The 26,529-nt window shown below is 48.6% G+C and carries 24 protein-coding genes; 20 read left to right on the top strand and 4 right to left on the bottom strand.

The features are described 5' to 3' along the window. Positions 1-49: 49 nt before the first annotated feature. Positions 50-799 (bottom strand): RsfA family transcriptional regulator, encoded by a 750-nt coding sequence (locus AR334_RS11465; protein ID WP_066310195.1) that lies wholly within the window; start codon positions 797-799, stop codon positions 50-52. A 345-nt stretch (positions 800-1,144) separates the two neighbouring features. Between AR334_RS11465 and AR334_RS11460 the strand changes: the two genes are divergently transcribed. The 4 genes from AR334_RS11460 to AR334_RS11445 all read left to right on the top strand — a co-directional run bounded on the left by AR334_RS11460 (position 1,145) and on the right by AR334_RS11445 (position 3,778). After that, on the top strand, positions 1,145-1,366 hold the full coding sequence (locus AR334_RS11460) for a DUF1450 domain-containing protein (RefSeq protein WP_066310193.1): 222 nt from the start codon (positions 1,145-1,147) through the stop codon (positions 1,364-1,366). Positions 1,367-1,594: 228 nt separating this feature from the next. Further along, positions 1,595-2,890, top strand: coding sequence for an HD domain-containing protein (locus AR334_RS11455; protein WP_066310190.1), 1,296 nt, complete (start codon positions 1,595-1,597; stop codon positions 2,888-2,890). Positions 2,891-2,923: 33 nt separating this feature from the next. Continuing rightward, complete coding sequence (locus AR334_RS11450) at positions 2,924-3,430, top strand: YwgA family protein (protein ID WP_066310188.1); 507 nt, start codon at positions 2,924-2,926, stop codon at positions 3,428-3,430. Positions 3,431-3,559: 129 nt separating this feature from the next. After that, positions 3,560-3,778, top strand: coding sequence for a hypothetical protein (locus AR334_RS11445; RefSeq protein ID WP_066310187.1), 219 nt, complete (start codon positions 3,560-3,562; stop codon positions 3,776-3,778). 130 nt (positions 3,779-3,908) lie between these two features. Here the strand turns inward: AR334_RS11445 and AR334_RS11440 are convergent, their stop codons facing one another. Continuing rightward, the gene (locus tag AR334_RS11440; RefSeq protein WP_066310185.1) at positions 3,909-4,094 is read right to left on the bottom strand and encodes a 2-hydroxymuconate tautomerase; all 186 of its coding nucleotides are present in this window, start codon (positions 4,092-4,094) and stop codon (positions 3,909-3,911) included. A gap of 167 nt (positions 4,095-4,261) precedes the next feature. On the opposite strand from AR334_RS11440, the gene AR334_RS11435 reads away from it, so the two are divergent. Beyond that, positions 4,262-4,912, top strand: a complete 651-nt coding sequence (locus tag AR334_RS11435) for a site-2 protease family protein (RefSeq protein ID WP_066310182.1) — start codon at positions 4,262-4,264, stop codon at positions 4,910-4,912. Between the two features lie 18 nt (positions 4,913-4,930). After that, entirely contained in the window at positions 4,931-5,440 is a 510-nt protein-coding gene (locus tag AR334_RS11430; protein ID WP_066310180.1) for a YwhD family protein, read from the top strand. 215 nt (positions 5,441-5,655) lie between these two features. On the opposite strand, the gene AR334_RS11425 is transcribed toward AR334_RS11430, so the two are convergent. Continuing rightward, positions 5,656-7,728 carry a transglycosylase domain-containing protein gene (locus AR334_RS11425; protein ID WP_066310178.1) on the bottom strand — a complete coding sequence of 691 codons (2,073 nt, stop codon included), beginning with the start codon at positions 7,726-7,728 and terminating at the stop codon, positions 5,656-5,658. Between the two features lie 202 nt (positions 7,729-7,930). Between AR334_RS11425 and speE the strand changes: the two genes are divergently transcribed. The 4 genes from speE (at position 7,931) to AR334_RS11405 (ending at position 10,558) form a co-directional block, all read left to right on the top strand. Beyond that, on the top strand, positions 7,931-8,761 hold the full coding sequence (speE, locus tag AR334_RS11420) for a spermidine synthase (protein WP_066310175.1): 831 nt from the start codon (positions 7,931-7,933) through the stop codon (positions 8,759-8,761). Positions 8,762-8,837: 76 nt separating this feature from the next. After that, complete coding sequence (speB, locus tag AR334_RS11415) at positions 8,838-9,710, top strand: agmatinase (RefSeq protein ID WP_066310172.1); 873 nt, start codon at positions 8,838-8,840, stop codon at positions 9,708-9,710. 99 nt (positions 9,711-9,809) lie between these two features. Continuing rightward, positions 9,810-10,220: a DUF1934 domain-containing protein gene (locus AR334_RS11410; RefSeq protein WP_066310168.1), complete on the top strand. Its 411-nt coding sequence runs from the start codon at positions 9,810-9,812 to the stop codon at positions 10,218-10,220. Between the two features lie 158 nt (positions 10,221-10,378). Beyond that, positions 10,379-10,558 (top strand): H-type small acid-soluble spore protein, encoded by a 180-nt coding sequence (locus AR334_RS11405; RefSeq protein ID WP_066310166.1) that lies wholly within the window; start codon positions 10,379-10,381, stop codon positions 10,556-10,558. A gap of 141 nt (positions 10,559-10,699) precedes the next feature. On the opposite strand, the gene AR334_RS30365 is transcribed toward AR334_RS11405, so the two are convergent. Further along, positions 10,700-12,055, bottom strand: a complete 1,356-nt coding sequence (locus AR334_RS30365; protein ID WP_066310163.1) for a phosphatidylserine/phosphatidylglycerophosphate/cardiolipin synthase family protein — start codon at positions 12,053-12,055, stop codon at positions 10,700-10,702. Positions 12,056-12,241: 186 nt separating this feature from the next. On the opposite strand from AR334_RS30365, the gene AR334_RS11395 reads away from it, so the two are divergent. From AR334_RS11395 to AR334_RS11355, 10 genes are all read left to right on the top strand, one after another. Next, positions 12,242-14,353 (top strand): (Fe-S)-binding protein, encoded by a 2,112-nt coding sequence (locus AR334_RS11395; RefSeq protein ID WP_066310160.1) that lies wholly within the window; start codon positions 12,242-12,244, stop codon positions 14,351-14,353. A gap of 268 nt (positions 14,354-14,621) precedes the next feature. After that, a complete protein-coding gene (locus AR334_RS11390) occupies positions 14,622-15,809 on the top strand; it encodes an acetyl-CoA C-acetyltransferase (RefSeq protein ID WP_066310157.1) in 1,188 nt (395 codons plus the stop codon). 186 nt (positions 15,810-15,995) lie between these two features. Beyond that, on the top strand, positions 15,996-16,847 hold the full coding sequence (locus AR334_RS11385; protein ID WP_066310155.1) for a 3-hydroxybutyryl-CoA dehydrogenase: 852 nt from the start codon (positions 15,996-15,998) through the stop codon (positions 16,845-16,847). Positions 16,848-16,934: 87 nt separating this feature from the next. Further along, positions 16,935-18,065 (top strand): acyl-CoA dehydrogenase, encoded by a 1,131-nt coding sequence (locus AR334_RS11380; RefSeq protein WP_066310153.1) that lies wholly within the window; start codon positions 16,935-16,937, stop codon positions 18,063-18,065. Positions 18,066-18,206: 141 nt separating this feature from the next. Next, positions 18,207-19,346, top strand: a complete 1,140-nt coding sequence (locus AR334_RS11375) for an acyl-CoA dehydrogenase (protein WP_066310146.1) — start codon at positions 18,207-18,209, stop codon at positions 19,344-19,346. A 141-nt stretch (positions 19,347-19,487) separates the two neighbouring features. Then, positions 19,488-20,120, top strand: coding sequence for a TetR/AcrR family transcriptional regulator (locus AR334_RS11370; protein ID WP_066310143.1), 633 nt, complete (start codon positions 19,488-19,490; stop codon positions 20,118-20,120). 57 nt (positions 20,121-20,177) lie between these two features. Beyond that, positions 20,178-23,438 (top strand): fused isobutyryl-CoA mutase/GTPase IcmF, encoded by a 3,261-nt coding sequence (gene icmF / locus AR334_RS11365; RefSeq protein ID WP_066310140.1) that lies wholly within the window; start codon positions 20,178-20,180, stop codon positions 23,436-23,438. Positions 23,439-23,597: 159 nt separating this feature from the next. Further along, positions 23,598-23,771: a hypothetical protein gene (locus AR334_RS29490; protein ID WP_156431265.1), complete on the top strand. Its 174-nt coding sequence runs from the start codon at positions 23,598-23,600 to the stop codon at positions 23,769-23,771. A 147-nt stretch (positions 23,772-23,918) separates the two neighbouring features. Continuing rightward, on the top strand, positions 23,919-24,494 hold the full coding sequence (gene rpoE, locus AR334_RS11360) for a DNA-directed RNA polymerase subunit delta (RefSeq protein WP_066310132.1): 576 nt from the start codon (positions 23,919-23,921) through the stop codon (positions 24,492-24,494). 409 nt (positions 24,495-24,903) lie between these two features. Next, on the top strand, positions 24,904-26,499 hold the full coding sequence (locus AR334_RS11355) for a CTP synthase (protein ID WP_066310131.1): 1,596 nt from the start codon (positions 24,904-24,906) through the stop codon (positions 26,497-26,499). The last annotated feature ends 30 nt before the right edge of the window (positions 26,500-26,529 follow it).

The following is a 26,529-nucleotide window of genomic DNA, read 5'->3' as shown; positions in this document are numbered from 1 at the left end:
CTATCTTTTTAAAAAAAGATTGTCATCCGGGATGTATTCGCTTGCGCTGTTATTCTGCAACCTTTTCGAGGTTTCCGTTACGGTCCATTTTGAATTTGGTCGCCGGGCGCTCCTCTTCCTCAAACAGGACAAGCTTGCGGGCCCGATTCATAATCTTCATCAATGTCTCGTAATCTTCCTGCATGGTTTCTTTATTTTCCTCAAGGGTAGCGATCTTCTTCGTCATTTCTTCATTTTGCTGCTTTAACTCAGCGATTTCTCGCTTCAATCTTTCATTCTCACTTTTTAATGCATCATTTTGCAGATTGGAATGTTTAAAGTTTTCCAAGAAACGGATGACCGTATCCATTGTGAGCCCTGATGGTGCCGTGACTGCTTGCCGCTGGTAAACCGGTGCTGCTGGTTGAACGATGGTTTCCTCTGCCATTTCAACGGTCATGTCATTGACCATGTCTTGCTGGGTTTCAAGCGGCATTTCGGTTTGGACAGCCACCACCTCTAACTCTTCTGTACCTGTAACCGGTGGGTTGTACAGCAGTTTTTTCTTGCCACCTTGATCCTTACCCAAAATCCTTTGTCTTTGTTTCCGCTGCTTTTTAGCCAGCTGCAATGCTTTTTCATAGCGATGGCGGACAACGGCATTCCATCTGAATCCGCAGGCGGCCGAAGTTCGGTTTAGCTTATCCCCCACCTCTTCGAATGCGTTCAGCTGCGTGGAGCCTTCCCTGACATGCCGGAGCACGGTCTCGGCCAGTAGCAGATCGTTTTCGTCTGTCCATGCATCTTGACGAACTTTCATATGATTCAACTCCTTAAATGTTATGATTTTTTGAATGATGGTCAGGCATAATCCTGCCAAGTATAAAAGTTCTAGTCTTATGATGGACAAGTTTTCTAGGGTTTATACCAAAATGGTTGAAAGGATAATAGATTTTTTTGTAATAGGTAAATATAAACATCACTGGACCGGACCGCTTTTTCAAATACGCCTGGATTGCGGTTGCGGCAGTGGTTTGCAAAAGATTGCTAAAATAACCAACTTGCATTGCTTAAAAAGAAGCTGTAAAATACGTTAGGAGTTAAGTGCTTGTACGTGCTGATTTTTTTATTTATAGATTGTTTGGAGAAAGGGTTGTAAGCAAAAATGTCCAATGAATTTCGCGTTTGCGATGATTGCCAGGCCGTGAATCTAAAGACATTGATCCCTCGCTTGAAAGAAATTGATCCGGATGCCGAAATCAAAATCGGCTGCCAGTCCTACTGCGGCCCCGGCCGGAAAAAGACCTTCGCCTTCGTCAACAACCGCCCGCTCGCGGCCCTGACAGAAGAGGAATTAATGGAGAAAATTAATAAGAAATTAAAATAATCACCTAGTGTTATTGGACTTAGGTGATTTTTCTTTTTGGGGGCTAGTGTCCGTCCCAGGTGGACAGTGTCCACGAGTGGTGCCTGACACCAATCGGAGTATCTCCAACTTGGCAATAGTGCTTAACACCTCTGTCGAAAATTGCTGAGGAAAATTGCTGAAATTTGGATGATTTACCCTTATGGGGCGGGTATAATAGAATTAAGTAATTGAGGAAGAGGGAAATGCATGGTGTACTCGGTGGAGAAGTTGAGTGAGGAAAAGGTATTTAAGGATCCGGTTCATCGCTATGTCCACGTTCAGGACAAGGTGATTTGGGATTTGGTTGGGACGAAGGAGTTTCAGCGTCTGCGCCGGATCAAGCAGCTCGGGACGACGTTTCTGACGTTCCATGGTGCTGAACACAGCCGGTTTAACCATTCGTTAGGGGTATACGAGATTGTCCGCCGTATCATCGACGATGTGTTCGAAGGCCGCCCGGAATGGAACGACGATGACCGCCTGCTCACACTTTGCGCTGCCCTGCTCCATGACCTCGGACACGGTCCGTTTTCCCATGCCTTTGAAAGGGTTTTTGATTTTGACCATGAAGATTTCACCCGTGCCATCATTCTCGGCGATACGGAAGTGAACCAGGTCCTGACTCAGGTCAGCCCCGACTTTCCTGCAAAAGTCGCCGAAGTCATTGCGAAAACCTCGGAGAAAAAGCTTGTTGTAAGCTTAATATCCAGCCAGATTGATGCCGACCGGATGGATTATCTCCAGCGTGACGCCTATTTCACTGGGGTCAGCTACGGCCAATTTGATATGGAGCGGATTTTGCGCGTGATGCGGCCTCGCGAAGACCAGGTGGTTATCAAAAAGAGCGGCATGCATGCGGTCGAGGACTATATCATGAGCCGCTACCAGATGTACTGGCAAGTATATTTCCATCCCGTTTCCCGCAGCGCAGAGGTGATTTTGACGAAGATCCTACACCGCGCCAAGGCGTTATACAAGAACAACTATTCTTTTAAATATGAGCCAACTCACTTTATCTCGTTATTTCGCGAGCAGGTGAAATTGGAAGACTACTTAAAATTGGATGAAGCGGTAATTATGTATTATTTTCAAATTTGGCAGGACGAAACTGACCCGATCATCAGTGACCTGTGCCACCGCTTTGTCAATCGGAATCTGTTCAAATATGCCGAATTCGATCCGGCTAAAGAATACAAAAAGCTAGCTCAGTTAACCACGTTATTTTTACAAGCGGGCATCGACCCGGAATATTACTTGGTCGTTGATTCCTCTTCGGACTTGCCGTACGACTTTTACCGTCCGGGCGAGGAAGAGGAGCGATTGCCGATTCATTTGCTGATGAAAAACGGGGAATTGCGCGAGCTGTCCCGCGAGTCGGAAATTGTGGATGCGATTTCCGGAAAAAGACGAACCGATCATAAGCTGTATTATCCCGCTGATTTCCTGGCGGATAACGCTAATGCAGCAGACATCAAACAACAAATTCGCGCGCTTTTAGATTAGAGATTGTTTACATGGAGTAGGAGTTGACGAACATTGCTGAAAGATCATGCCAAGCTGATGCAGGCAATTCTGGTTTCCGGTGAAATTATCGGACGAAAAAAGTTGCAGAAGATGATATACATCGCAAAGAAAATAGATTTTCCGTTTCATGACCGTTTCCAGTTTCACTTTTACGGCCCGTATTCCGAAGAATTGACGACGCGGGTGGAGGAGCTATGCAACATGGGCTTCCTTAATGAGGTGAAGGAGAAAAAGGGCGGCTACTATCAGTATCGTTACACGCTGACTGATGCCGGCAAGGAGTTCTTGAGCCTCAACGAAGTGGACATGCCGTGTTTAGATGATTGCCTGGTGGATATGAACGAGCAAAATGCTAGATTCCTTGAGCTCGTATCGACGGTTTTATATTTTGATAATCTTCCAAAGGATGAGGTTGCGAACAAGGTGTTTACGTTAAAAAGCAGCCAGCGCTACACCGAAGAGGAGATTGATGAGGCTTATCGTTATATTGAAGCTTTGAAAGGAAAAGTTGTGCAGTAGGCGTAACTTTGCACTTAGAGCGCTCGGACCCCGCATTAGGAGTTTGGGCGTTTTTTTATTGGTTTTTATTATCCATTTTCGGGCAAATTTGTTATGATTTGTATATGATGTGGTCTGGGGGTAGGATATATGGGAGAGTTGATAGGGTTGGTAGCGGTTTGTATTCCGATTGTTGCGATACTTAGTGGGATATCGTTACAAAAGACAAAAATGCGGGCAAAAATGGTCAAGGATCAGCTGGAGCTTGAAAGGCTAAAGCATGACAACTTTTTAATCGAAACCGAAAAAATGAAGCTCGAACTTGAAAAACTGCAGATAGAAAACACGAAAAATGACCTAAAGATATAAAAGAAAAAGTGTGAACCCGAAGCAGATGCCGCGGATTCACACTTTTTTGGTTATTGCAGATTAGATTGGGGATGTCCACCCCAGGAGGACAAATGTCCACGATTGGTGCCTGACACCATTTTCCACTATTTTACTTATCGCTGTGTCTAATTCCAGCGACACCGTAATGGTTCGGGGACATTTCTTCGATAAATACGACGACGTTTTCTTTTGGGGCGCCGGTTGTTTCGCTGACGGCGTCGGTTACTTTTTCGACTAGGGCTTTCTTTTGGTCGTCGGTGCGGCCTGGCAGCATTTTTACGGTTACGTATGGCATATAAGCTTCCTCCTTTTTATTTACACTGATTTTAGTGTTCCATAAACTTCAAAAATCTGCAACAGGTCTGGAAGCGGCACATAAGATTTTCTTTTTCGAAATGATTTCATGTATACTAAAAGGAAATAAAGACAGAAAAAACCTTTTCATTGAGAGGAGAAACGCATTTGGAACGATTTCTAGCGTACCCGATTGAGTGGATTCCCTATGTCGCGATCACGCTCGTGTTTGCGTTTACGTTTCACGAATTTGCCCACGCCTACGTGGCTTATAAATTTGGTGACGATACTGCGGCAAAACAGGGGCGGTTGACATTAAACCCGCTCCAACATCTTGACCCAATCGGCACCATCTTGATTTTCATTGCCGGCTTCGGCTGGGCCCGACCTGTGCCGGTTAACCGCTTTTTCTTTAAAAAGCCGCGGCTTGCCGGTGTGCTCGTTTCCGTTGCCGGTCCCCTGAGCAATCTCGTGCTCGCCGCCATTGGGTTTATTGCTGCCTACGGCCTACGAAGCTTCGGGTTCGAGCTGTCGGCTGGCTTTTACCAATTCCTTGAGATTTTTATTCAGCTGAACATTGTTTTGTTTGTGTTCAATCTGCTGCCGTTGCCGCCACTAGACGGCTATCGCATTGTCGAGGACCTGGCTCCCAATCATATCCGGGCCAAAATGACACAATATGAACAGTACGGGATTTTAATCTTTTTAATTTTGGTCATTACGCCGCTTGACCAGTACACGATTCAGCCAATATTTGGCACGGTGGTCCCATGGGTAGCGCATAGCTTAAGCGACTTCTTCTATGGCTGGTTTTATTAAAGGAGGTTAACAGGATCAATGGATGAGAAAAAGAAAAAAATAGGGTTTAATATCATCAAAAGCGACCCGACTGACGGGCATAAGGGCTTCGGCAAAGGTGCGCTTAGCCTTGATAATGTCTCGCCAGTCTTTATTGATATCGAAGCCGGCAAGGCGGAAATCGATGTCGGCGCGATGCACGCTCGCAGTGCTATAGAAAAGGGTATTAAATTTTTGCCGAATCAGGACGAAGTGCCAAACGGAAAGCCGTATTGGCTGATATGGGTCACGATTGACCGCCGTGAGGAAGGGCCGTATTACGCCGGGGTGACAGCTTGTTACATGACCGTCGACCGCTCGATCCGCCGGGGCTACAAATCGCTGCCAGAGCATGTCAACCGGATGGACAAATCGCTCAAGCGCCACATTATTGTTGATCATATGGATGACAAATCGAAGCAGGTGTTGGCACAGTTCCTGCGCAGCCATAACGAGGCATTGTGGAACAATTCTTCCGATGAATTGAAACAGGGCTTGCTGGCCCAATAAAGTGAAACTCCCATTAGTAAAGGCCTTTCATCCCCGCACTGATGGTTAGTTGACGGATCGGTATGGAAATTTTTTTGAAAAAATAAAGAGACTTAAATCACTTGTAGTTTTTTGAAAAAGTGGTAACATAATAGGCAGTGTGAATGCACTGTAAAACTAGGACAGGAAAAAGCTCCGGAGGCAATCCGGAGCTTTTTCCGTTTATTATATTGGAATTAATTTCCCCAAGGAAAAATCTTCTTGTACCACGGGATTTTCTTGGTGCCGCCATTCTTCACCGGACCATCATCCGCACTACTGCCGATATGGTCGGTGCAGTAGTCGGTTGGCTCGGTCCCTTCCTCAAAATACGTCAGGCGGCGGACCGGGCAATCCTTGGTGGCAAGCTTGCCGTTGGTCGGGTCCACATAGACGCCGACAACCCCCTCTTTAGGCGGCTTGAACGCCTTAACCGGCTTGCCATCGAGTGCCTCCTCCATAAAATTGGCCCAGATGGTTTTCGCATACGACTTTTCCACCGGGAGTTCAATCGGTTTGCCGACATCGTAGCCCGCCCAAACGGCGGTTACTAGCTGCGGCGAAAAGCCGATCATCCAGCTGTCTGTTTCTGTTGACCCCGATTTTCCTGCGTATGGCCGGGTTAATTCCTTCGCAATCGTGCTGCCGGTAACCCGGGCATAGCCGTTTAGCTTCTGGTCGAAAATCCCCGTTAGCATCTGCGTCATCACGAACGCTTTGGCCGTGTCGAGCACATTTTCGGGTTCACTATTTGCTTCAAAAATCACATTGCCGTTATAGTCCTCGACTTTTGTCACCAATATTGGATGCACTTTATTGCCGCCGTTGGCGAACAGGCTATAGGCATTGGCCATTTCGATCACCCGCACCCCTGAGGTTCCGAGGGCGAGCGACGGTACCTCGGCCATTTTCGTGGACAGACCAAATTTGCGGGCTGTTTCAATCAATATCTCTTCCCCTAAAAACAAGTGCGTTTTTACAGCAAAAATATTATCGGATACCGCAAGCGCTTGGGCGAGCGTAATTTCGCCATCGGCATACTTGTTGTTAAAATTATGCGGCGTATAATCGCCGTGGCCATTGTCGAACTTGAAGGTGGTCATCTCGCTTCGCATCGTCGATGATGGCGTGAACCCGTTCTCTAGTGCCGCATAGTATAACAGCGGCTTGATCGTCGAACCCGGCTGCCTGATTGCCTGGACGGCACGGTTGAATGGGCTCTTTTCATAATCGCGGCCGCCGACCATTGCTTTGACGAAGCCGGTTTTCGGATCCATCGCCACCAACCCGACCTGAATATCCGATTCGCTGTCGACATAGGTTTGGATTTGCTTCTCGGCGGCTTCCTGCTGCTTCAGATTTAGCGTCGTATACACTTTCAATCCGCCTAAAGCGATTGTCCGGTCACCCAGCTTCAGCTGATTTTTCAAAGCGTTGCGGACCGCATCCTGAAAATATGGCGCCACCTTTACCTTCGGTGTTGTGTGCTCGCCGACAATTTTGAGCGGCTCTTGTGCCGCGGCTTCCGCTTTATTTTTCGAAATGTAGCCGTTTTTGGCCATTGTTTTTAAAATAATGGTTTGCCGGGCTTTGGCGTTTTCCAGCGAGCTGAGCGGTGAGTACAATCCGGGTCCCTTCGGAATTCCGGCGAGCATGCTGGCTTCGGCCAGCGTCAGCTCCGAAGCTTTTTTTCCAAAAAAGAATTGGCTGGCTGCTTCGACCCCGTAAGCGCTGTGTCCATAATAAATCGTGTTCAAGTAGCCTTCGAGAATCTGTTTCTTCGAATAATTCATCTCGAGGCGGATGGCGTAAAATGCCTCGTTCAACTTCCGCTTCCACGTTTTGTCGTGTTCGAGAAACAGGTTGCGGGCATATTGCTGGGTGATCGTGCTCGCGCCCTGCACCTTGGCGAGGGCCTTGACGTCGGCGATGACCGCCCCGGCTATCCGTTTATAATCGAACCCGTGATGCTCGTAAAAATTTCTATCCTCAATCGAGATGGTCGCATTTATGATGTCCGGTGAAATATCGCTAAGCTTGGCCCAGTAGCGCTTCTGACCGTTATTGGTCTCGCCGATCAACGTGCCATCGTCGGCGAAAATCAATGTCGACTGCGGTACGGCGAGCGGCGGCGGGCCGAGAATTTTTGCATAGGCAAGGATGCCAATGAGGAAAATCAGCATGCAGGATATTCCTATCAAACTGATAATCACAAGCGCCCTTAGGTATTTAATTGTTTTACGGAACCCTTGGTCCGTCATGATTTCCACATTGAACACCCCTGCTAAAAAATCGATAGTAATAGTATTGAAAAATTTATGGTGTTTTAAACACTTACTGGATAAAAATGAAATATTTATTTGAAATTATGCTAGACTTTTTCGGGCGTTTGGTTTTCAATAGTTTGGGTAGTATAAGTTTGAAGTGTTTTTCGCGGGTATACTGTCAAAAAAGTGGAAAGGAAGATGTGACATGGGCGGACTTTGGTTTACGGAAAAACAAACTGAGAACTTTGGCATCACGATGAAAGTGAATAAAACTTTACATACAGAACAGACAGATTTTCAAATGCTTGAGATGGTCGAGACGGCAGAGTGGGGTAATATGCTGCTTTTGGACGGCATGGTGATGACGTCGGTGAAGGACGAATTCGTGTACCACGAAATGGTCGCGCATGTCCCGTTATTTACCCATCCAAATCCGGAGAACGTGCTCGTGGTTGGCGGCGGCGACGGCGGCGTCATCCGCGAAGTGCTGAAACACCCAAGCGTGAAAAAGGCGACGCTCGTTGATATTGACGGAAAAGTGATCGAGTATTCGAAGAAGTTTTTGCCGGAGATTGCCGGCTGGCTTGAAGACCCGCGTGTCGATGTCCGCGTTGACGACGGGTTTATGCATATTGCTCAAAGTGAAAATGAGTATGATGTGATCATGGTGGATTCGACCGAGCCAGTGGGTCCTGCGGTGAATTTGTTTACAAAAGGCTTCTACGCCGGGATCTCCAAGGCGCTCAAGGAGGACGGCATTTTCGTCGCCCAGTCGGACAACCCTTGGTTCAAGGCAGACTTGATTCGCAGCGTCCAGCGCGATGTTCGCGAGATTTTCCCGATTACGCGTTTGTACGTGGCAAATATTCCGACATACCCAAGTGGCCTGTGGGCATTCACCATCGGCTCGAAAAAGTACGACCCGCTTGCAGTCGGCGATGAGCGTTTCCACGACATTGAAACTCGCTATTATACGAAGGAACTGCACAAAGCGGCGTTTGTGCTGCCGAAGTTTGTTGGGGATTTGTTGAAATAAATTTTTTTTGGGGAGTCAGACTCTTGTTTGTGGGGTCTGACCCCGTTTCCGATACATAGAAAGAGGGGTTTTTTATATGCGTTTTGATGAGGCCTATTCGGGGAATGTGTTTATTAAGAGCCACCCGAATTTTGAAGAGAGCAGGGTTGTCCTTTACGGGATGCCGATGGATTGGACAGTCAGTTACCGTCCGGGGTCACGTTTTGGCCCAGCACGGATTCGCGAGGTGTCCATTGGGCTTGAGGAATACAGCCCGTATCTTGACCGCGAGCTGGACGAGGTAAAATATTTTGATGCCGGTGACATTCCACTTCCGTTCGGGAATGCCCAGAAGAGCCTTGATATTATCGAAGATTTTATTGACCAGGTGCTGGATGCCGGCAAATTTCCGTTTGGCATGGGCGGGGAGCACCTCGTTTCCTGGCCGGTCATGAAGGCAGTTTTTAAAAAGTACCCTGATTTGGCAATCATTCATATGGATGCCCATACCGACCTGCGTGAAAATTACGAGGGTGAACCGTTATCGCATTCTACGCCAATCCGTAAAATTGCCGAGCACATTGGGCCTTCCAATGTATACTCCTTCGGCATCCGTTCCGGAATGAGGGAAGAATTCCAATGGGCGAAAGAGAATGGCATGCATATTTCCAAATTTGAAGTGCTGGAACCTTTGAAGGAAGTACTTCCTAAGCTTGCCGGCCGTCCGGTTTATGTCACGATTGATATCGATGTGCTTGACCCTGCACACGCACCGGGAACCGGTACGGTGGATGCGGGCGGAATCACCTCGAAGGAGCTGCTTGCGTCGATTCACGCGATTGCCCGTTCCAAGGTCAACGTCGTGGGCTGTGACCTGGTCGAAGTGGCGCCAATTTACGACCCATCCGAACAAACAGCGAATACAGCAAGTAAGCTGATTCGCGAAATGATGCTTGGCTGGGTGAAATAAATTTTTAAAATAGATGTCTGTCCTTCATTGGGCAGGCATCTTTTGATTTCCGCATTTTTCAAGATTATAATGGGGAAATGTGAGAGGAGGCCGTTACATATGGAGATTCCGGTCAAGGTAAATGTGAAGACGACCATTGATGAGCAGGAGAGCTTCGAGTTGGTGGTGTTTGGACGATATTTTGAAAAAGATAATGCCTCGTTCCTGAAATATGAGGAAGTGAATGAGGAAGGCACCGTCCGGACGATTGTGAAAATGGCTGGGGAAGAGGCGCTGATATTACGGGGCGGTGCTGTAAAGATGCGGCTTCCGTTTCGGCTGAATAAAAAGTTGAATGGAAGTTATGAGCTGCCGTTAGGGATGTTTGAGACAACGACATTGGCACGGAAGCTGGATTTTCGTGTTGAAAATGGTAGCGGACGTATAGAGATAGAGTACGATTTTGCGATGCAGGGCGAGCATGCTGGGAGTTATCATTTGGAAATTAGCTTTGTGGCGGAACCCAAATGATCGGTTTCATGGGGAAACCTTCAGAATAGGACTGAAACTGCTCAGAAAATCGCCGAGAAAGGCCAGAAAAGTTCAGCCAGCACCCCTAATATGTGTATAAAGTCCCAAAAAATGCAAATATTATTAGAGTAATTTCCTATGAGGAGTGAATGGTACGAATGAATGTGGGAAGAGCGAAGGAAATTCTTGATTCCGCGGACATGATCAACGTGACATATGAGGGGACACCGGTCATCATTCAGCATGTCGATGAAACGACAAAAATGGCGCGGATCTATTCAAGAAAAGAACCAGAAAACGAGCAGGACGTCCCTGTCCTCAACCTGATTGAAGAATAAAAAAGGTCTCCGATATTAACTTTCGGGGACCTTTTCATTCTCCAAGAGGGGGTGGTTACAATAATTCCTAAATTGTCCGTGACAGATGGACAATTTGGGAGTTTTGTCTTTCTTTGGTGCCTGACACCAATCTTTATTTCTTTATAAAAAATAGGAAATAGTTCGGGCTACAGCCTCTTTCACGGATCTGTTCAAGCTGGGCGCATCCAGGGCTGCCAGTGTCAGCGGTTTGGAGTCATGAATGTCCTTGGTCAGGATCTCCTTTAAGCTGGCGATGAAGTTTGGATCATAGACATAGCAATTAATTTCTTTGTTTAGGTAAAGGCTTCGTTTATCGAAGTTGGCGGTGCCAATGTCACAGAGCTTGTCGTCAATCACGATGGTTTTGGCATGATAAAATCCCTTTTGGTATTGATAAACCAATCCACCAGCGCGAATCAACGGGCGCAGATAACGGAAGGAAGCTTCCTTGACGAGCGGATGGTCGGCTACAGTCGGCACAATCACAGTCACACAGATCCCCCTCTGAACGGCTTTAAGCAATTCCTCCAAGATTCTGGGACTGGGAATAAAATATGGTGTGCCAATCGTAATCGTGTTTTCCGCTAGTTGAATCAGATTAAGAAACAAGCCTTCAAGCTGATGAGCCTCTGTAGGAATGAATTGATGACGGACCGCTTCATGTGAAAGCTTTGGTAAGCCCACGGATGCAGAAGATGGGGCTGTCTCGATTCCCGTATTTAATTCTCCGCCAAATTCGACTGACTCTGTTCCCGCACTAAACTCGGCACCCAATCCGACATTGGCTGCTCCTTTTTGCGGAAACTCCCGGTTTGGTACATTGGCTTTTTTATGAAATAAATTGGCCTCTAACCCTCGCTTAATGTTTCGCTTCCAATCGAGCAGAAACTCACTCTGCAAATAATTTACACTCTCTCCAGTTATTTTTAGATGATAATCCCGCCATGGGCTAAGCTTAGGGTCGCCATCGACATACTCTTTGCCGATGTTGAACCCGCCGAGATAGCCAATTTTTCCGTCAATAATCGAGATTTTTCGGTGATTGCGCACCTGTGACGTATAGAACAGAAACGGAAAGCGAATCGGATCGCTGAACGCCACAGCTACCCCGGCTTTCCGCAGCATTTTGACCCGCGAATTATTCATCTTCCAGCTGCCAAGCCGGTCAAGCAGCAGCCTGACCTCGATCCCTTCACGTGCTTTGTCCATTAAAATACTGAGAAATTCCTGACCGAACTCATCATCTTTAACGATATAAAACAACACATGGATACAGTGCTTCGCAGCTCGGAGCTCGTTGAAATAATCAGCAAACAGCTCCTTGCCATGCGTGAAAATCTCAAAATCGCCATGATGAATGGGTGATTGCGTCCTAACAACAGAGGAAAGATGCTTCTTTCGGCCCAATCTAAAATCTAAAACAAGCCATATAATCATAAATAATAAAATCCCGGCCAATCCAATCAACAATTTCATCCAAAAAACCTTCCTCCAATCAGTGGTTTTTAGTTTTACCAACGACAATCATTTCTATAAGTTTGTAAAAATTAATTGACTGAATGCTCATTCATAATATAATAGAGGTAAGATGTTCAGAAAATTATCTATTTTCTAGTAGTTGGAACAATTACAGGGGAGAAATCAAAGAAAGGGGCGTTTTACATGAATGGACTTTTATGGCTTAACCTTATTGCATTTTTGGCTGTAACCGCTTACGCAGTCAGCCTGTTCGTGTATGTGGTGAAAACACGGATCCAATATATCAAGCTTGGAAAAAAAGTCGAGTTTGATAACAACGTCAAGGCACGTCTGGAAAAAATTTGGGTCAACGTGTTTGGCCAAAAGAAGCTGTTAAAGGATAAGAAGAGCGGTGCAATCCACGTCATGTTCTTCTACGGCTTCATCCTCGTCCAATTCGGGGCGATTGATTTTATCTGGAAGGGAATTGCGCCAGGTTCCCACCTGCCGCTTGGACCACTGTATTCTGGGTTTACTTTTTTCCAGGAAATCGTTACGTTGGTGATTTTGGTGGCAGTTGTTTGGGCTTTCTACCGCCGCTATATCGAAAAATTGGTCCGCTTAAAGCGAGGCTTTAAATCCGGCCTTGTCCTCATCTTTATCGGCGGCTTGATGCTTTCCGTCCTATTAGGAAACGGCATGGGCATTATCTGGCACGGCGAAGATCCGACTTGGTCCGAACCGGTGGCTTCGCTGATTGCGATGGCGCTCGCTGGAATTGGCGAAACGGCTTCCATTGTGATTTTCTACATCGCTTGGTGGATTCACTTAATTTTCCTGTTATCCTTCCTGGTTTACATACCGCAGGGAAAACATATGCACTTAATTGCCGGACCGGTGAATGTCTACTTTAACCGGTTGGAAAAACCGGGCAAGCTGAAGAAAATTGATTTTGAAGATGAAACGCAAGAAACCTTCGGGGTTGGAAAAATTGAAGACTTCACCCAGCTGCAAATGATTGACTTTTATGCCTGTGTAGAGTGCGGCCGCTGTACCAACATGTGTCCGGCCACCGGCACCGGAAAAATGCTGTCGCCGATGGATTTAATCTTAAAAATGCGCGATCATCTCACCAACTATGGGGCTGCGGTGACGCAAAAGCAGCCATGGGTGCCGACCTTCGCGTTTGCGAATACACAAGGAAATCAACTTGCGCTTGCGGCAGCTGGCCAAGGTGCGCAAGAGTCTGCAGCAGCAGTCGCTTACAACCCAAGCCTAATTGGCGATGTCATTACCGAAGAGGAAATCTGGGCTTGTACAACGTGTCGGAACTGTGAAGACCAATGTCCGGTCATGAACGAGCATGTTGATAAAATCATCGACCTGCGCCGTTATTTAGTTTTAACAGAAGGAAAAATGGATGCTGACGCCCAGCGCGCCATCACCAACATTGAACGTCAGGGCAACCCGTGGGGCTTGAACAGAAAAGAGCGTGAAACCTGGCGCGAAGCTCGCGAGGATGTGAAAGTGAAAACCGTTAAGGAAATGAACAAGGCCGGCGAAGAGTTTGAATACCTCTTCTGGGTTGGCTCGATGGGCTCGTATGACAATCGCAGTCAGAAGATTGCCTTGTCATTTGCGAAATTGCTGAACGAAGCTGGCGTAAAGTTCGCCATCCTTGGCAACAAAGAAAAGAACTCCGGCGATACCGTGCGCCGTCTCGGCAACGAGTTCCTGTTCCAGGAGCTTGCCGCTAATAACGTCGCCGAAATTGAAAAAGCAGGCGCGAAGAAAATCGTCACGATTGACCCTCACGCCTACAATATTTTCAAAAATGAATATCCTGATTTTGGCTTGGAGGCTGAAGTTTACCACCATACCGAAGTGCTGTTCGAGCTTGTCCGAGACGGCCGTTTGAAGCCGAAGCATGCCGTGAACGAGACGATCACGTTCCATGATTCCTGTTACTTAGGACGTTACAACGACGTATATGATCCGCCGCGTGAAATCTTGAAGGCCATCCCTGGCGTCAAGCTGCTGGAAATGGAGCGCAACCGCGAAAAGGGCATGTGCTGTGGCGCCGGCGGCGGTTTGATGTGGATGGAGGAAGAAACCGGACACCGCATCAACGTAGCTCGGACCGAGCAGGCACTGTCCGTCAATCCATCGGTGATCAGCTCCGGCTGCCCGTACTGCCTGACCATGCTGTCTGACGGCACGAAAGCGAAAGAAGTTGAAGACAAGGTTGCCACCTATGATGTAGCCGAGCTTCTCGAAAAAGCTGTTTGCGGCGAGCCGGCTGCAGTAGCTTCTTAATTTTTAAATGAAATAGCAGAGGTTGGGGAAATGCACAATTTTAAAAATATTTTGTGTAAAATAATTCAACTTCTGCTATTTTTTATGTAAAATAGAATAGATGGGTAAAACGCTTACATTTGTTTACTTGAATTAGCAGGGTTGTGACTCGGGCCTCTGCGTATGTTTTTGTTGTTGTGTTGAGCGAGCGTTCAGTCAATGTGATTGTTTGTGACTGAAAATTGGGAATTGTCATGGGGATAAAACCAAACGGAAAGGGATGTTATGGATGGGGAGAACGGTTATTTTAAGCGGGGTCCGCACGCCATTTGGCAAGTTTGGCGGTGGGCTAAGCAGCTTCACTGCATCACAGCTGGGTGGCATCGCGATTAAAGAGGCGCTGGGGCGCGCGGGTGTGAAGCCGGAGGACGTTCAGGAAGTCATTTTCGGATCGGTTTTGCAAGGCGGACAGGGGCAGATTCCGTCACGTCAGGCGGCGCGTCATGCCGACTTGCCGTGGGAGGTCAAAACGGAAACCATCAACAAGGTATGTGCTTCCGGCCTGCGCAGTGTGACGCTGGCGGATCAAATCATCCGGGCGGGCGATGAAGAGTTGATTGTGGCCGGCGGAATGGAGTCCATGTCGAACGCGCCTTATATTCTGCCAAAAGCAAGATGGGGGCTGCGGATGGGCGATGCTTCGGTTCAGGATTTGATGATCCATGATGGCTTAAGTTGCAGCTTTACCGGCGTGCACATGGGTACGTACGGAAATTCAACGGCCGAGGAAATGGGGCTTAGCCGCGAAGCACAGGATGAGTGGTCGTTGAGAAGCCATAAGCGTGCAATTGAGGCAATTGAAAGCGGCAAGTTTGCCGAGGAGATTGTTGCAGTTGAAGTGCCACAGCGCAAGGGTTCGGCCATTGTGGTTGAACATGATGAAGCGCCTCGCAAGGATACGTCGTTGGAAAAATTGGCGAAACTTGGCCCGGCGTTTGGCGGGGGTGGAACGATTACCGCGGGAAATGCACCTGGAATCAACGATGGCGCCGGCGCGCTAGTTTTAATGAGCGAAGAACGGGCTGAGCGCGAAGGCCGGCAGGTGGAAGCAGTTATTATTGGTCAGGCCGCGATTGCGGTGGAGGCCAAGGACTTTCCACAGACACCGGGCCTTGTGATAAATGAAATTTTGCGAAAAACTGGGCGGAGTTTAGCGGAGATTGACTTGTTTGAAATCAACGAGGCGTTTGCCGCTGTAGCCTTGGCAAGCGGTCAGATCGCCGGTTTGGATCCGGAAAGAGTCAATGTCAACGGCGGTGCGGTTGCCCTCGGCCACCCGATTGGCGCCAGCGGAGCACGGATCATCATCACATTGATGCACGAATTGAAGCGCCGCGGTGGCGGCATCGGAGTGGCGGCGATTTGCTCGGGTGGCGGCCAGGGCGACGCAATCATGATTGAGGTGCCGAAGGGGTAAGTAGGGTTTTCTGTCATGTGGCGGGTTAACTGTCCCATAGGATGTGGTTACTGTCGCATGGTAGCGTCCAACTGTCGTATAAGGTGACGTAACTGTCTTATGGCGGCATCCAATTGTCGTATAAAGTGGTGTAACTGTCGGATGAGAAATTTTTAAAAATAAATGCTTTAAAACGGAGGGGAAATCATGAAGGTTGAAAAGGTAATGGTGATCGGTGCGGGACAAATGGGCTCGGGGATAGCTCAGGTGTGCGCCCAAGCGGGATATACGGTGGTGTTAAATGATTTAAAACCGGAATATGTTGAGCGCGGCCTTGGGGTGATCAACAAAAACCTTGCGCGCAACGTCGATAAAGGAAGGATGACGGAGGAACAAAAGCAGGAAGTGTTAGGACGTTTGACCCCCTCAACCGATTTGCAAGATGCAGCCGGGGTTGATCTCGTCATCGAAGCGGCAGTTGAAAATATGGAAATCAAAACGAAAATTTTTGGCCAGCTTGACGAAATTGCCCCACCACACGCGATACTAGCGAGCAACACATCATCGCTACCAATTACGGAAATTGCGGCAGCCACGAAGCGTCCTGAAAAGGTGATTGGCATGCACTTCATGAATCCGGTACCGGTGATGAAGCTGGTGGAAATCATTCGCGGATTGGCGACGGCCGACGAAGTATATCAGGTGATCGAAGACATGACCAAGACCCTCAGCAAAGTCCCGGTGGAGGTCAACGATTTCCCAGGATTCGTTTCCAACCGCGTACTAATGCCAATGATCAATGAGGCCATCTATACGTTGTACGAGGGCGTGGCGACGAAGGAAGCGATTGATGAAGTCATGAAGCTTGGGATGAACCACCCGATGGGGCCACTCACGTTGGCTGACTTTATCGGCTTGGATACTTGCCTTTACATCATGGAAACGTTGCATGAAGGGTTTGGCGATGACAAGTACCGCCCATGCCCACTGCTGCGTAAATATGTAAAAGCAGGCTGGCTCGGGAAGAAAACCGGCAGAGGGTTCTACGTTTACGAGTAGGGGGACATTTTTTCAAGAATCAACCTCGGGAAAGGGGTTTTTAAGATGAGTACGGCCGCTATACAATCTCCAAAAGGGGAGTTCACCATGAATTTACACTTCACAGAAGAGCAAGAAATGATGCGGAAAATGGTGCGCGATTTTGCCGCCAGCGAAATTGCCCCATTTATTGAAAAAATGGAAAACGGCGAGTTTCCGCGTGAGATTCTTCGCAAAATGGGGGAGCTCGGGCTGATGGGCATCCCGGTGCCGGAGCAATACGGCGGCGCCGAAATGGATTTCACCTCCTACATCATCGCGATTAACGAGCTATCTAAGGTCAGCGCGACGATTGGCGTGATTTTGTCGGTGCATACATCGGTCGGCACGAATCCGATTCTTTATTTTGGCACAGAGGAGCAGAAGCAGAAGTACGTGCCGAAGCTTTCCTCCGGTGAATACCTTGGGGCGTTTTGCCTCACTGAGCCGAGCGCCGGGTCTGATGCTGCCAGTTTGAAATCGCGGGCGGTTCGCGATGGCGATCATTATGTCATCAACGGCTCGAAGGTGTTCATCACCAACGGCGGCGAGGCAGACGTTTACATCGTGTTTGCCAAAACAAATCTGGAATTAGGCAGCAAAGGGGTATCGGCGTTTATTGTTGAAAAAAACACCCCGGGCCTCGTGGTTGGCAAGGACGAGAAGAAGATGGGACTGCATGGTTCGCGAACAGTGCAGCTGACGTTTGAGGACATGCGCGTTCCGGCGGAGAACCTGCTTGGAGTTGAGGGCGAAGGCTTCAAGATTGCCATGGCGAACCTTGATGTCGGCCGCATTGGGATTGCCGCACAGGCGCTTGGGATTGCCGAAGCCGCGCTGTCGGCCGCAACCGAATATGCCAAGGGGCGCCACCAGTTCGGAAAGCCAATTGCCGCCCAGCAGGGAATCGGCTTTAAACTGGCAGACATGGCTACGAGCGTCGAGGCTGCGAAACTATTAGTCTATCGTGCCGCCGACCTGCGCCAGCGCGGGGTGAAATGCGGCATGGAAGCGTCGATGGCGAAACTGTTTGCGACCCGGACGGCGGTGGAGGTTGCCACCGAAGCGATTCAGGTGTTCGGCGGCTACGGCTACACCGAGGATTACCCGGTCGAGCGCTATTTCCGCGATGCCAAGGTGACGGAAATTTACGAGGGCACGAGCGAGATTCAGCGGATTGTGATCAGCAAGCACCTTTAAGTGAGGGAATTGTGACTAAATTGTTACATTTGTAGATATATTTTAAAAATTGTAGATATCCTTCGAAATTTTGTAGATATATTTAAAAATTTGTAGATATCGTCCCAAAAATTGTAGATAAAACTAAGGAGGACACCGAAAATGTACTTTAAACTATCCGAAGAACATGAAATGATTCGCAAAATGGTGCGCGATTTCGCGTTGAACGAGATTGCCCCGACTGCAGCGGAACGCGATGAGGAAGAGCGCTTTGACCGAGAGATTTTTGACAAAATGGCGGAACTGGGGCTGACCGGAATTCCGTGGCCAGAGGAGTACGGCGGCATCGGCAGTGACTATCTTGCCTATTGCATCGCCGTTGAGGAGCTGTCCCGCATCGACTCATCCATCGGGGTTACCCTGTCTGCTCATACGTCACTCGCCGGCTGGCCGGTTTACAAGTTCGGTAACGAAGAGCAGAAGCAAAAATATCTTCGTCCGATGGCGGAAGGCTCGAAAATCGGGGCTTATGGCTTAACTGAGCCAGGCAGCGGTTCGGACGCCGGCGGAATGCGGACAAATGCCCGTCTCGAAGGTGACCATTATGTCCTGAACGGTTCAAAAATTTTCATCACCAACGGCGGCGAGGCCGACATTTATGTCGTATTTGCTTTAACGGACCCGTCCAGCAAGCAGCGCGGCACAACGGCATTCATCGTAGAAAAAGACTTTCCGGGCTTCTCTGTCGGTAAAAAAGAAAAGAAACTCGGCATTCGTTCGTCACCTACAACCGAAATTATTTTTGAAGATTGCAAGGTTCCGGTTGAAAACCGCCTTGGTGAAGAGGGTGAAGGCTTCAAAATTGCGATGATGACGCTTGATGGCGGCCGAAACGGAATTGCTGCCCAGGCAGTCGGGATTGCGCAAGGCGCATTGGATGCGGCGGTTGCTTATGCGAAGGAACGCCACCAATTCGGAAAACCAATCGCCGCGAACCAGGGCATCAGCTTTAAGCTTGCCGATATGGCCACTAGCATTGAGGCTTCGAGACTATTAACCTACCAAGCTGCCTGGCTTGAGTCAAATGGTCTTCCATATGGAAAAGAGTCAGCGATGTCCAAATTGTTTGCCGGCGACACGGCCATGAAGGTCACCACGGAAGCGGTCCAGGTGTTTGGCGGCTACGGCTATACAAAGGATTACCCGGTTGAGCGGTTCATGCGCGACGCCAAAATCACACAAATCTACGAGGGCACGCAGGAAATCCAGCGCCTCGTTATTTCTAGAATGCTGACTAAGTAAATAGAAAAGCGGAGTTCGCTTGGTCAGCCCCGACAAGCGCTGGAGGGCCTGACAGTGAAGTCGGTTTTTGACTTCATTGGCAGGACCGAAGCGACTCGAGGGGCTAGCGAACGGAGCTAGACAGGGAGCGGTTGAACGGGGATGACAAAGCGGGAGGTTCAGGCCTCGGTCAAGGACGAACGCCTGGTGCAAAAGCGGCGTGACCAAATGATCAAAGGGGCGGTTGCACTTTTTAAAGAAAAGGGGTTTCACCGGACGACGACCCGGGAGATAGCGAAGTCGGCCGGGTTCAGCATCGGTACCTTATATGAATACATTCGCACGAAGGAAGATGTCTTATATCTGGTCTGCGACAGCATATATGACCACGTCAAGGAGCGGCTGGAGGAGGACCTGCATGGTAAAGAGGGGACACTGGAAAGCTTGAAGCTCGGGATTGCCAACTTCTTTCATGTCATGGACGAAATGCAGGCGGAAGTGCTGGTCATGTACCAGGAGGTCAAGTCATTGTCCAAAGACGCGCTTCCATATGTGTTGAAAAAGGAAATGGAAATGGTGGCGATGTTTGAGAACCTGCTCAATAAATGCATCGAAAACGGCGAGCTTGCGCTGTCGGAAAAACAGGTCAAAATCATCGCTCACGATATTTTTGTCCAGGGTCAAATGTGGGGCTTCCGCCGCTGGGCGCTCCGCAAGCTGTTCACACTGGACGAATACATCGAGCTACAAACGGAATTTATTTTTAAAGGACTTGGGGTCAAAGGGGCGAAATAATCGCTTTTTAAAAAAGGGATCTTCACGGTTTTTAAAATAACAAAGGGGGCCATATGGATGAGCACTACGGGAAAATACAAGCCGAAGCATCATATTCGCTTTGTGACGGCGTCGAGTTTGTTTGACGGTCACGATGCTTCGATTAATATCATGCGGCGCATCCTTCAAGCGAGCGGAGCCGAGGTCATTCACCTCGGGCACAACCGCTCGGTCGAGGAGGTCGTCAACGCCGCGATTCAAGAGGACGTTCAGGGGATCGCCATTTCCTCTTACCAGGGCGGACACGTGGAATACTTTAAATACATGCATGACTTGTTAAAAGAAAAAGGCGCACCGCATATCCGGATCTACGGCGGTGGCGGCGGTGTCATTATCCCACGCGAAATCAACGAGCTGCACGAGTACGGCATCGCTCGGATCTTCTCGCCGGAAGACGGCCGCATCTTGGGCCTGCAGGGCATGATTGACCTGATGATTGAGGAGTGCGATTTTTCAACAGTTGCCACCGAAACCATCGCTGACCAAATTGAAAAATTGCCTGCCGGCGATACAAACGCGATTGCCAAGCTGATCACGCTGGCGGAAAATCATGTTGATCTGACAAACGAAGCAGCGGCAACCGCTGAGCAAGTTTTGGAAAAAGTAAAAACACTTGAGCAGCAAATTCCGGTTGTCGGCATCACCGGAACGGGTGGGGCGGGAAAAAGCTCCCTCACGGACGAATTGATTCGCCGCTTTATCAATGAATTTCCGAACAAAAAAGTCGCCATCCTGTCGGTCGACCCGACGAAACAGAAAACAGGTGGCGCACTATTGGGCGACCGCATCCGCATGAATGCCATTTTTTCACCGAATGTGTATATGCGCAGCCTCGCCACACGAGCGTCGAAATCGGAACTGTCACTAGCCATTAAAGACGCGGTCGCGGTTACCAAAGCCGCCGGGTTTGAGATGGTCATCGTCGAGACAAGCGGAATCGGCCAAGGTGACGCCGGCATTACCGATATTTGCGATGTCTCCCTTTATGTCATGACGAGCGAGTTCGGCGCGCCGTCACAGCTTGAAAAAATCGATATGATCGATTTTGCCGACCTGATTGTCATCAACAAATTTGAGCGGAAGGGCTCGGAGGATGCCCAGCGCCAGGTGCAGAAACAGTACCAGCGCAGCCATATGCTGTTTGAAAAAGATCCGTCCGAGATGCCGGTCTATGGCACGATTGCTAGCCAGTTCCACGACCCTGGCACAAACGCGTTGTTTGCCGCGCTTGTCGAAAAAATCAACGAAAAAGCGGGGACAGACTGGGTAACCTCCTACAGCAAAGAGGCCAAAGTCGAAAAACAAAACGTCATTATCCCGACTGACCGCCGCTATTACTTAAGAGAAATCACCGAAACGGTGCGCAATTATCATAAAAAAGCCGAAGAGCAGGCGAACATCGCCCGGAAACTGTTCCAGCTCGAAGGGGCAATCGATGCGGTCATGGACCAGCCAGAAGTGGTCAAAGCTCTCCAAACGGTCAAGCAAGAAACAGAAGCCAAGCTGACGCCAGAGTCCAAGCGCATTCTCGACAACTGGGAAAAAACGAAAGAGGCGTACTCGGGCGATCAATTCGTCACCAGAATCCGCGACAAAGAAATTATCACGATTTTAAAAACAACCAGCCTATCCGGCTTGAAGATTCCAAAAGTCGCCTTGCCGAAATACAAGGATTATGGCGAAATCTTGCGCTGGGTGTACCGCGAAAACGTGCCGGGCTCGTTCCCATACACTGCCGGGGTATTCCCGTTCAAGCGCGAAGGCGAGGATCCGAAACGGCAGTTTGCCGGTGAAGGCACGCCGGAACGGACGAACCGCCGCTTCCATTACCTTTCGAAGGATGATCCGGCGAAGCGCCTCAGCACCGCGTTTGACTCGGTTACTCTTTACGGTGAGGATCCGGATTATCGCCCAGACATCTATGGCAAAGTCGGCGAAAGCGGCGTCAGCGTTTGTACATTAGACGACATGAAGAAACTATACGACGGGTTTGACTTATGCCATCCGTCAACATCCGTATCAATGACAATTAACGGGCCGGCGCCGATCATTCTGGCGATGTTCATGAACACGGCGATTGATCAGCAGGTGAAACGGAAAGAGGCAGAACTCGGCCGCACCCTGACAGTCGAAGAATTCACAGAAGTCAGAGCCTATACGTTAAAAACGGTCCGCGGTACAGTGCAGGCCGATATTTTAAAAGAAGACCAAGGCCAGAACACGTGCATTTTTTCAACAGAATTTGCCCTTAGGATGATGGGCGATATCCAGCAATATTTCATTGACCATCAAGTCCGGAACTACTACTCGGTGTCAATTTCCGGCTACCATATTGCCGAAGCGGGCGCGAACCCGATTTCGCAGCTGGCGTTTACGCTGTCGAACGGATTTACCTATGTCGAGTATTACTTGAGCCGCGGCATGCATATTGATGACTTTGCGCCAAACCTGTCGTTTTTCTTCTCGAACGGACTCGATCCGGAGTATACCGTGATCGGCCGCGTAGCCCGCCGGATTTGGGCAACGGTGATGCGCGATAAGTACGGTGCCAACGAACGCAGTCAAAAGCTGAAGTACCATGTGCAGACTTCCGGACGTTCGCTGCATGCCCAGGAGATTGATTTTAACGACATCCGCACGACGCTTCAGGCGTTGATGGCACTGCATGATAACTGTAATTCACTGCATACGAACGCCTATGACGAGGCGATCACGACCCCGACAGAAGAGTCGGTGCGCCGGGCGATGGCCATTCAGATGATTATCACAAAAGAGCATGGCTTGACGAAAAACGAAAATCCGCTTCAGGGTTCGTTTATCGTTGAGGAGCTGACCGACCTTGTGGAGGAGGCGGTCCTTCAGGAATTTGACCGTCTCAACGACCGCGGCGGCGTGCTAGGAGCGATGGAAACCCAGTATCAGCGCGGCAAAATTCAGGATGAGTCAATGTACTATGAAATGAAAAAGCATACGGGCGAGCTGCCGATCATCGGCGTTAACACATATTTGAATCCAAATCCTCCGTCCCTAGAAGAGATTGACAACATGGAATTGGCGCGAGCCACAACGGAGGAAAAGGAGCTGCAGATTCACAATTTGCGAGAATTCCAGGAAGCGCACAAGGATGAATCCACGGCCGCTTTGAAGCGTTTGAAGGAAGCGGCCGTTAGCGGCGGCAATATTTTTGCTGAACTGATGGAAACCGTCAAAGTTGCCAGCCTCGGGCAGATCACCAGGGCCTTATACGAAGTCGGCGGTCAGTACCGAAGAAATATGTAACAGAACGGCGAAAGCACCTAATTGGTGCCGGAATTTTTAAAGGATACCGGGCTTAAATGCCCGGTCCTTTTGTATTAAAAAATATTTTCCAATATTAAGCTATATCCTTTATAATCAGGATAGTATTTACCAAGATAACGGTTGGGCAGGTGTCAACGTGTGAAGGCAAGTCGGATTATCATTATTTTACTCATTACAGCCTGGCCATTATATTATCTTTACGAGCGGCAATTGGGGGCAGTTTCCTTTCTGCTGCTAGCCATTTTCTTCTTGATGATCGCGATTAAGGAGATTAAACTCAGCAAAGAACATGAAGAAAAGCCGCCTGAGTAAAAAATCAAGCAAAACGGCAGATGGAACTAGCATAAACCGGAAGAATTTGTTTATAATGAAGAATATGTTTAAATTTGGGGACAAATCCATACATTGCCCGTTAATCACTCATAATAGAGTGTTAAATAGAGAAAGGAAGTGCCAAAATTGAGTTTAGCACAATACTCAAAAGAGGAGTTACAACAGTTATCCCTCATCGAAATGGCTTACGAATACATGAAAAATAGCAAGCAGCCGATTTCCTTTAGTGAATTGGTCAGCGAAATTACTGCGGCTACCGGTCTTTCTGAAAAGGAAATGCGCGCTCGTCTGGCTCAATTTTATACCGATTTAAATGTCGACGGACGTTTCCTTTCTTTGGGTGAAAACCGTTGGGGACTTCGCGTTTGGTATCCAGTTGATACCCAGGAAGAGGAAGTTGTGACCGCGGTCAAGCCGAAGAAGAAGAAGCTTAAGAAGGTTGTCGACGAGGATGAAATCGAAGACTTTGATGAGATTGAAGAAGAGGAATTCGATGACATCGACGATTTTGACGATGAGGACGATCTTCTTGATGATGAAGAAGAAGTTTTTGATGAAATCGATGAAGTCGATGAGTTTGAGGACGAAGAAGTGTTGGAAGATGATGAGGAATTCGAACTCGACGAGGAAGAAGAGCTTGACGAAGAACTCGACGAGGAAGAAGAGCTTGAATTGGATGAAGACGAGGATGAAGACCTGTAATCGGGTACGTCCGCTAAACTTGGCCGCCTAAGAAGCTGGCTGTCTATCAAGTTGCGTGCTTGACTTTTTCATCAGCCCCTTGTATTATCTTTTTTGGGCTCCTTAAAAAAGGAACGAATGTATTTAACCAATATGCGCTCCCTTACATTGCGTAAGCGGAGCGCTTTTTATTTGTCATGTCTAGCTTCAGCGCCTAGCCCCTCGAGGTCGCTTCGGTCCTGCCAATGAAGTCAAAGAACGACTTCATCGTCAGGCCCTCCAGCGCTTGTCGGGGCTGAGCAAGGCGCTTACGCTTTTCGAACAAAAAACTCTGTCTTCATGGAGTTTTTTCGCTTTTGGGTGAAATTTTTTTAAAAAGTCCTTTAACAATCCAATTAATGCACAATCTATAGTTGAGGAGGAGTATTAAATGACAAAGTATATTTTCGTAACCGGCGGTGTCGTTTCATCACTTGGAAAGGGCATTACCGCCGCTTCCTTGGGACGATTATTGAAAAATCGCGGCTTGAGCGTCACCATCCAAAAATTTGATCCATACATAAACGTGGATCCAGGAACGATGAGTCCTTATCAGCATGGCGAGGTGTTCGTGACCGATGACGGCGCTGAAACAGATTTGGACTTGGGCCATTATGAACGTTTTATCGATATTAATCTTAATAAGTACAGCAACGTGACTACCGGAAAAATCTACTCATCCGTTCTTCGCAAAGAGCGCCGCGGTGATTACCTGGGTGCGACGGTTCAGGTCATCCCCCACATTACCAACGAAATTAAAGACCGCGTCTTCCGCGCCGGCAATGAAACGAATGCCGATGTGGTCATCACTGAAATCGGCGGGACAGTCGGCGATATCGAGTCGTTGCCATTTTTAGAAGCAATCCGCCAGATTAGAAATGATGTCGGACGCGATAACGTGATGTACATTCATTGTACGCTAGTGCCTTACATTAAAGCGGCCGGTGAAATGAAAACAAAGCCGACCCAGCACAGCGTCAAAGAACTGCGCAGCCTTGGCATTCAGCCAAATATCATCGTGGTCCGCACAGAAATGCCGATGTCACAAGATATGAAGGATAAAATTGCCTTGTTCTGTGATATTGATGAAAAAGCGGTCATTGAATGCCGTGATGCCGAGACGTTATACTCGATTCCACTCGCGCTTCAGGAGCAGCATATGGACCAAATCGTCTGTGACCACTTGAAGCTGGCAACTAATGATCCGGATATGACAGAGTGGAATGCCTTGGTTGAAAAGGTAACCAACCTTTCCGGCAAAGTGCGCATTGGGCTGGTCGGAAAATATGTTGAGCTGCAAGATGCCTATATTTCCGTTGTCGAGGCCCTGAAGCATGCGGGCTATGCGTTTGATGCCGATGTTGAAGTGAAATGGATCAATTCTGATTGCGTGACTCGGGAAAATGTCGCCGAGCAGCTAGATGATGTTGATGGAGTTCTAGTGCCGGGAGGCTTCGGCGACCGCGGCATTGAAGGGAAAATTGAAGCGACTCGTTATGCTCGCGAGACGAAAAAGCCATTCCTTGGCATTTGCCTTGGCATGCAACTGGCAACGATTGAGTATGCCCGCAACGTATTGGGCTACGCTGATGCCCACTCCTCCGAGTTTGTGCCGGATACAAAGCATCCGATCATCGACTTGCTTCCGGAGCAGAAGGATGTCGAGGACCTCGGCGGCACACTAAGACTTGGCCTTTATCCTTGCCGCGTGGTCGAAGGCACGAAGGCATTTGCCGCTTATGAGGAAAAAGTGATTTATGAGCGTCACCGCCACCGTTATGAGTTTAACAATCACTTCCGTCAAGAAATGGAAGAGGCTGGCTTTGTGTTCTCAGGGACAAGCCCTGACGGCCGTTTGGTCGAGATTATCGAGCTTAAGGACCACCCATGGTTCGTCGCCTCCCAGTTCCACCCGGAATTCGTCTCACGTCCAACCCGTCCACAACCGCTATTCCGTGAATTTGTACGGGCATCGGTTCAGAAATAGTTTTTTTAAGACCAGTTTCATTCGTGGGAC

The sequence above is a fragment of the Bacillus sp. FJAT-29814 genome (assembly GCF_001510715.1).
Classification (GTDB): Bacteria; Bacillota; Bacilli; order Bacillales; family Cytobacillaceae; genus Neobacillus.
Note: the sequence above shows the minus strand (reverse complement) of the source record. Positions and strands in the feature narration are given on the sequence as shown.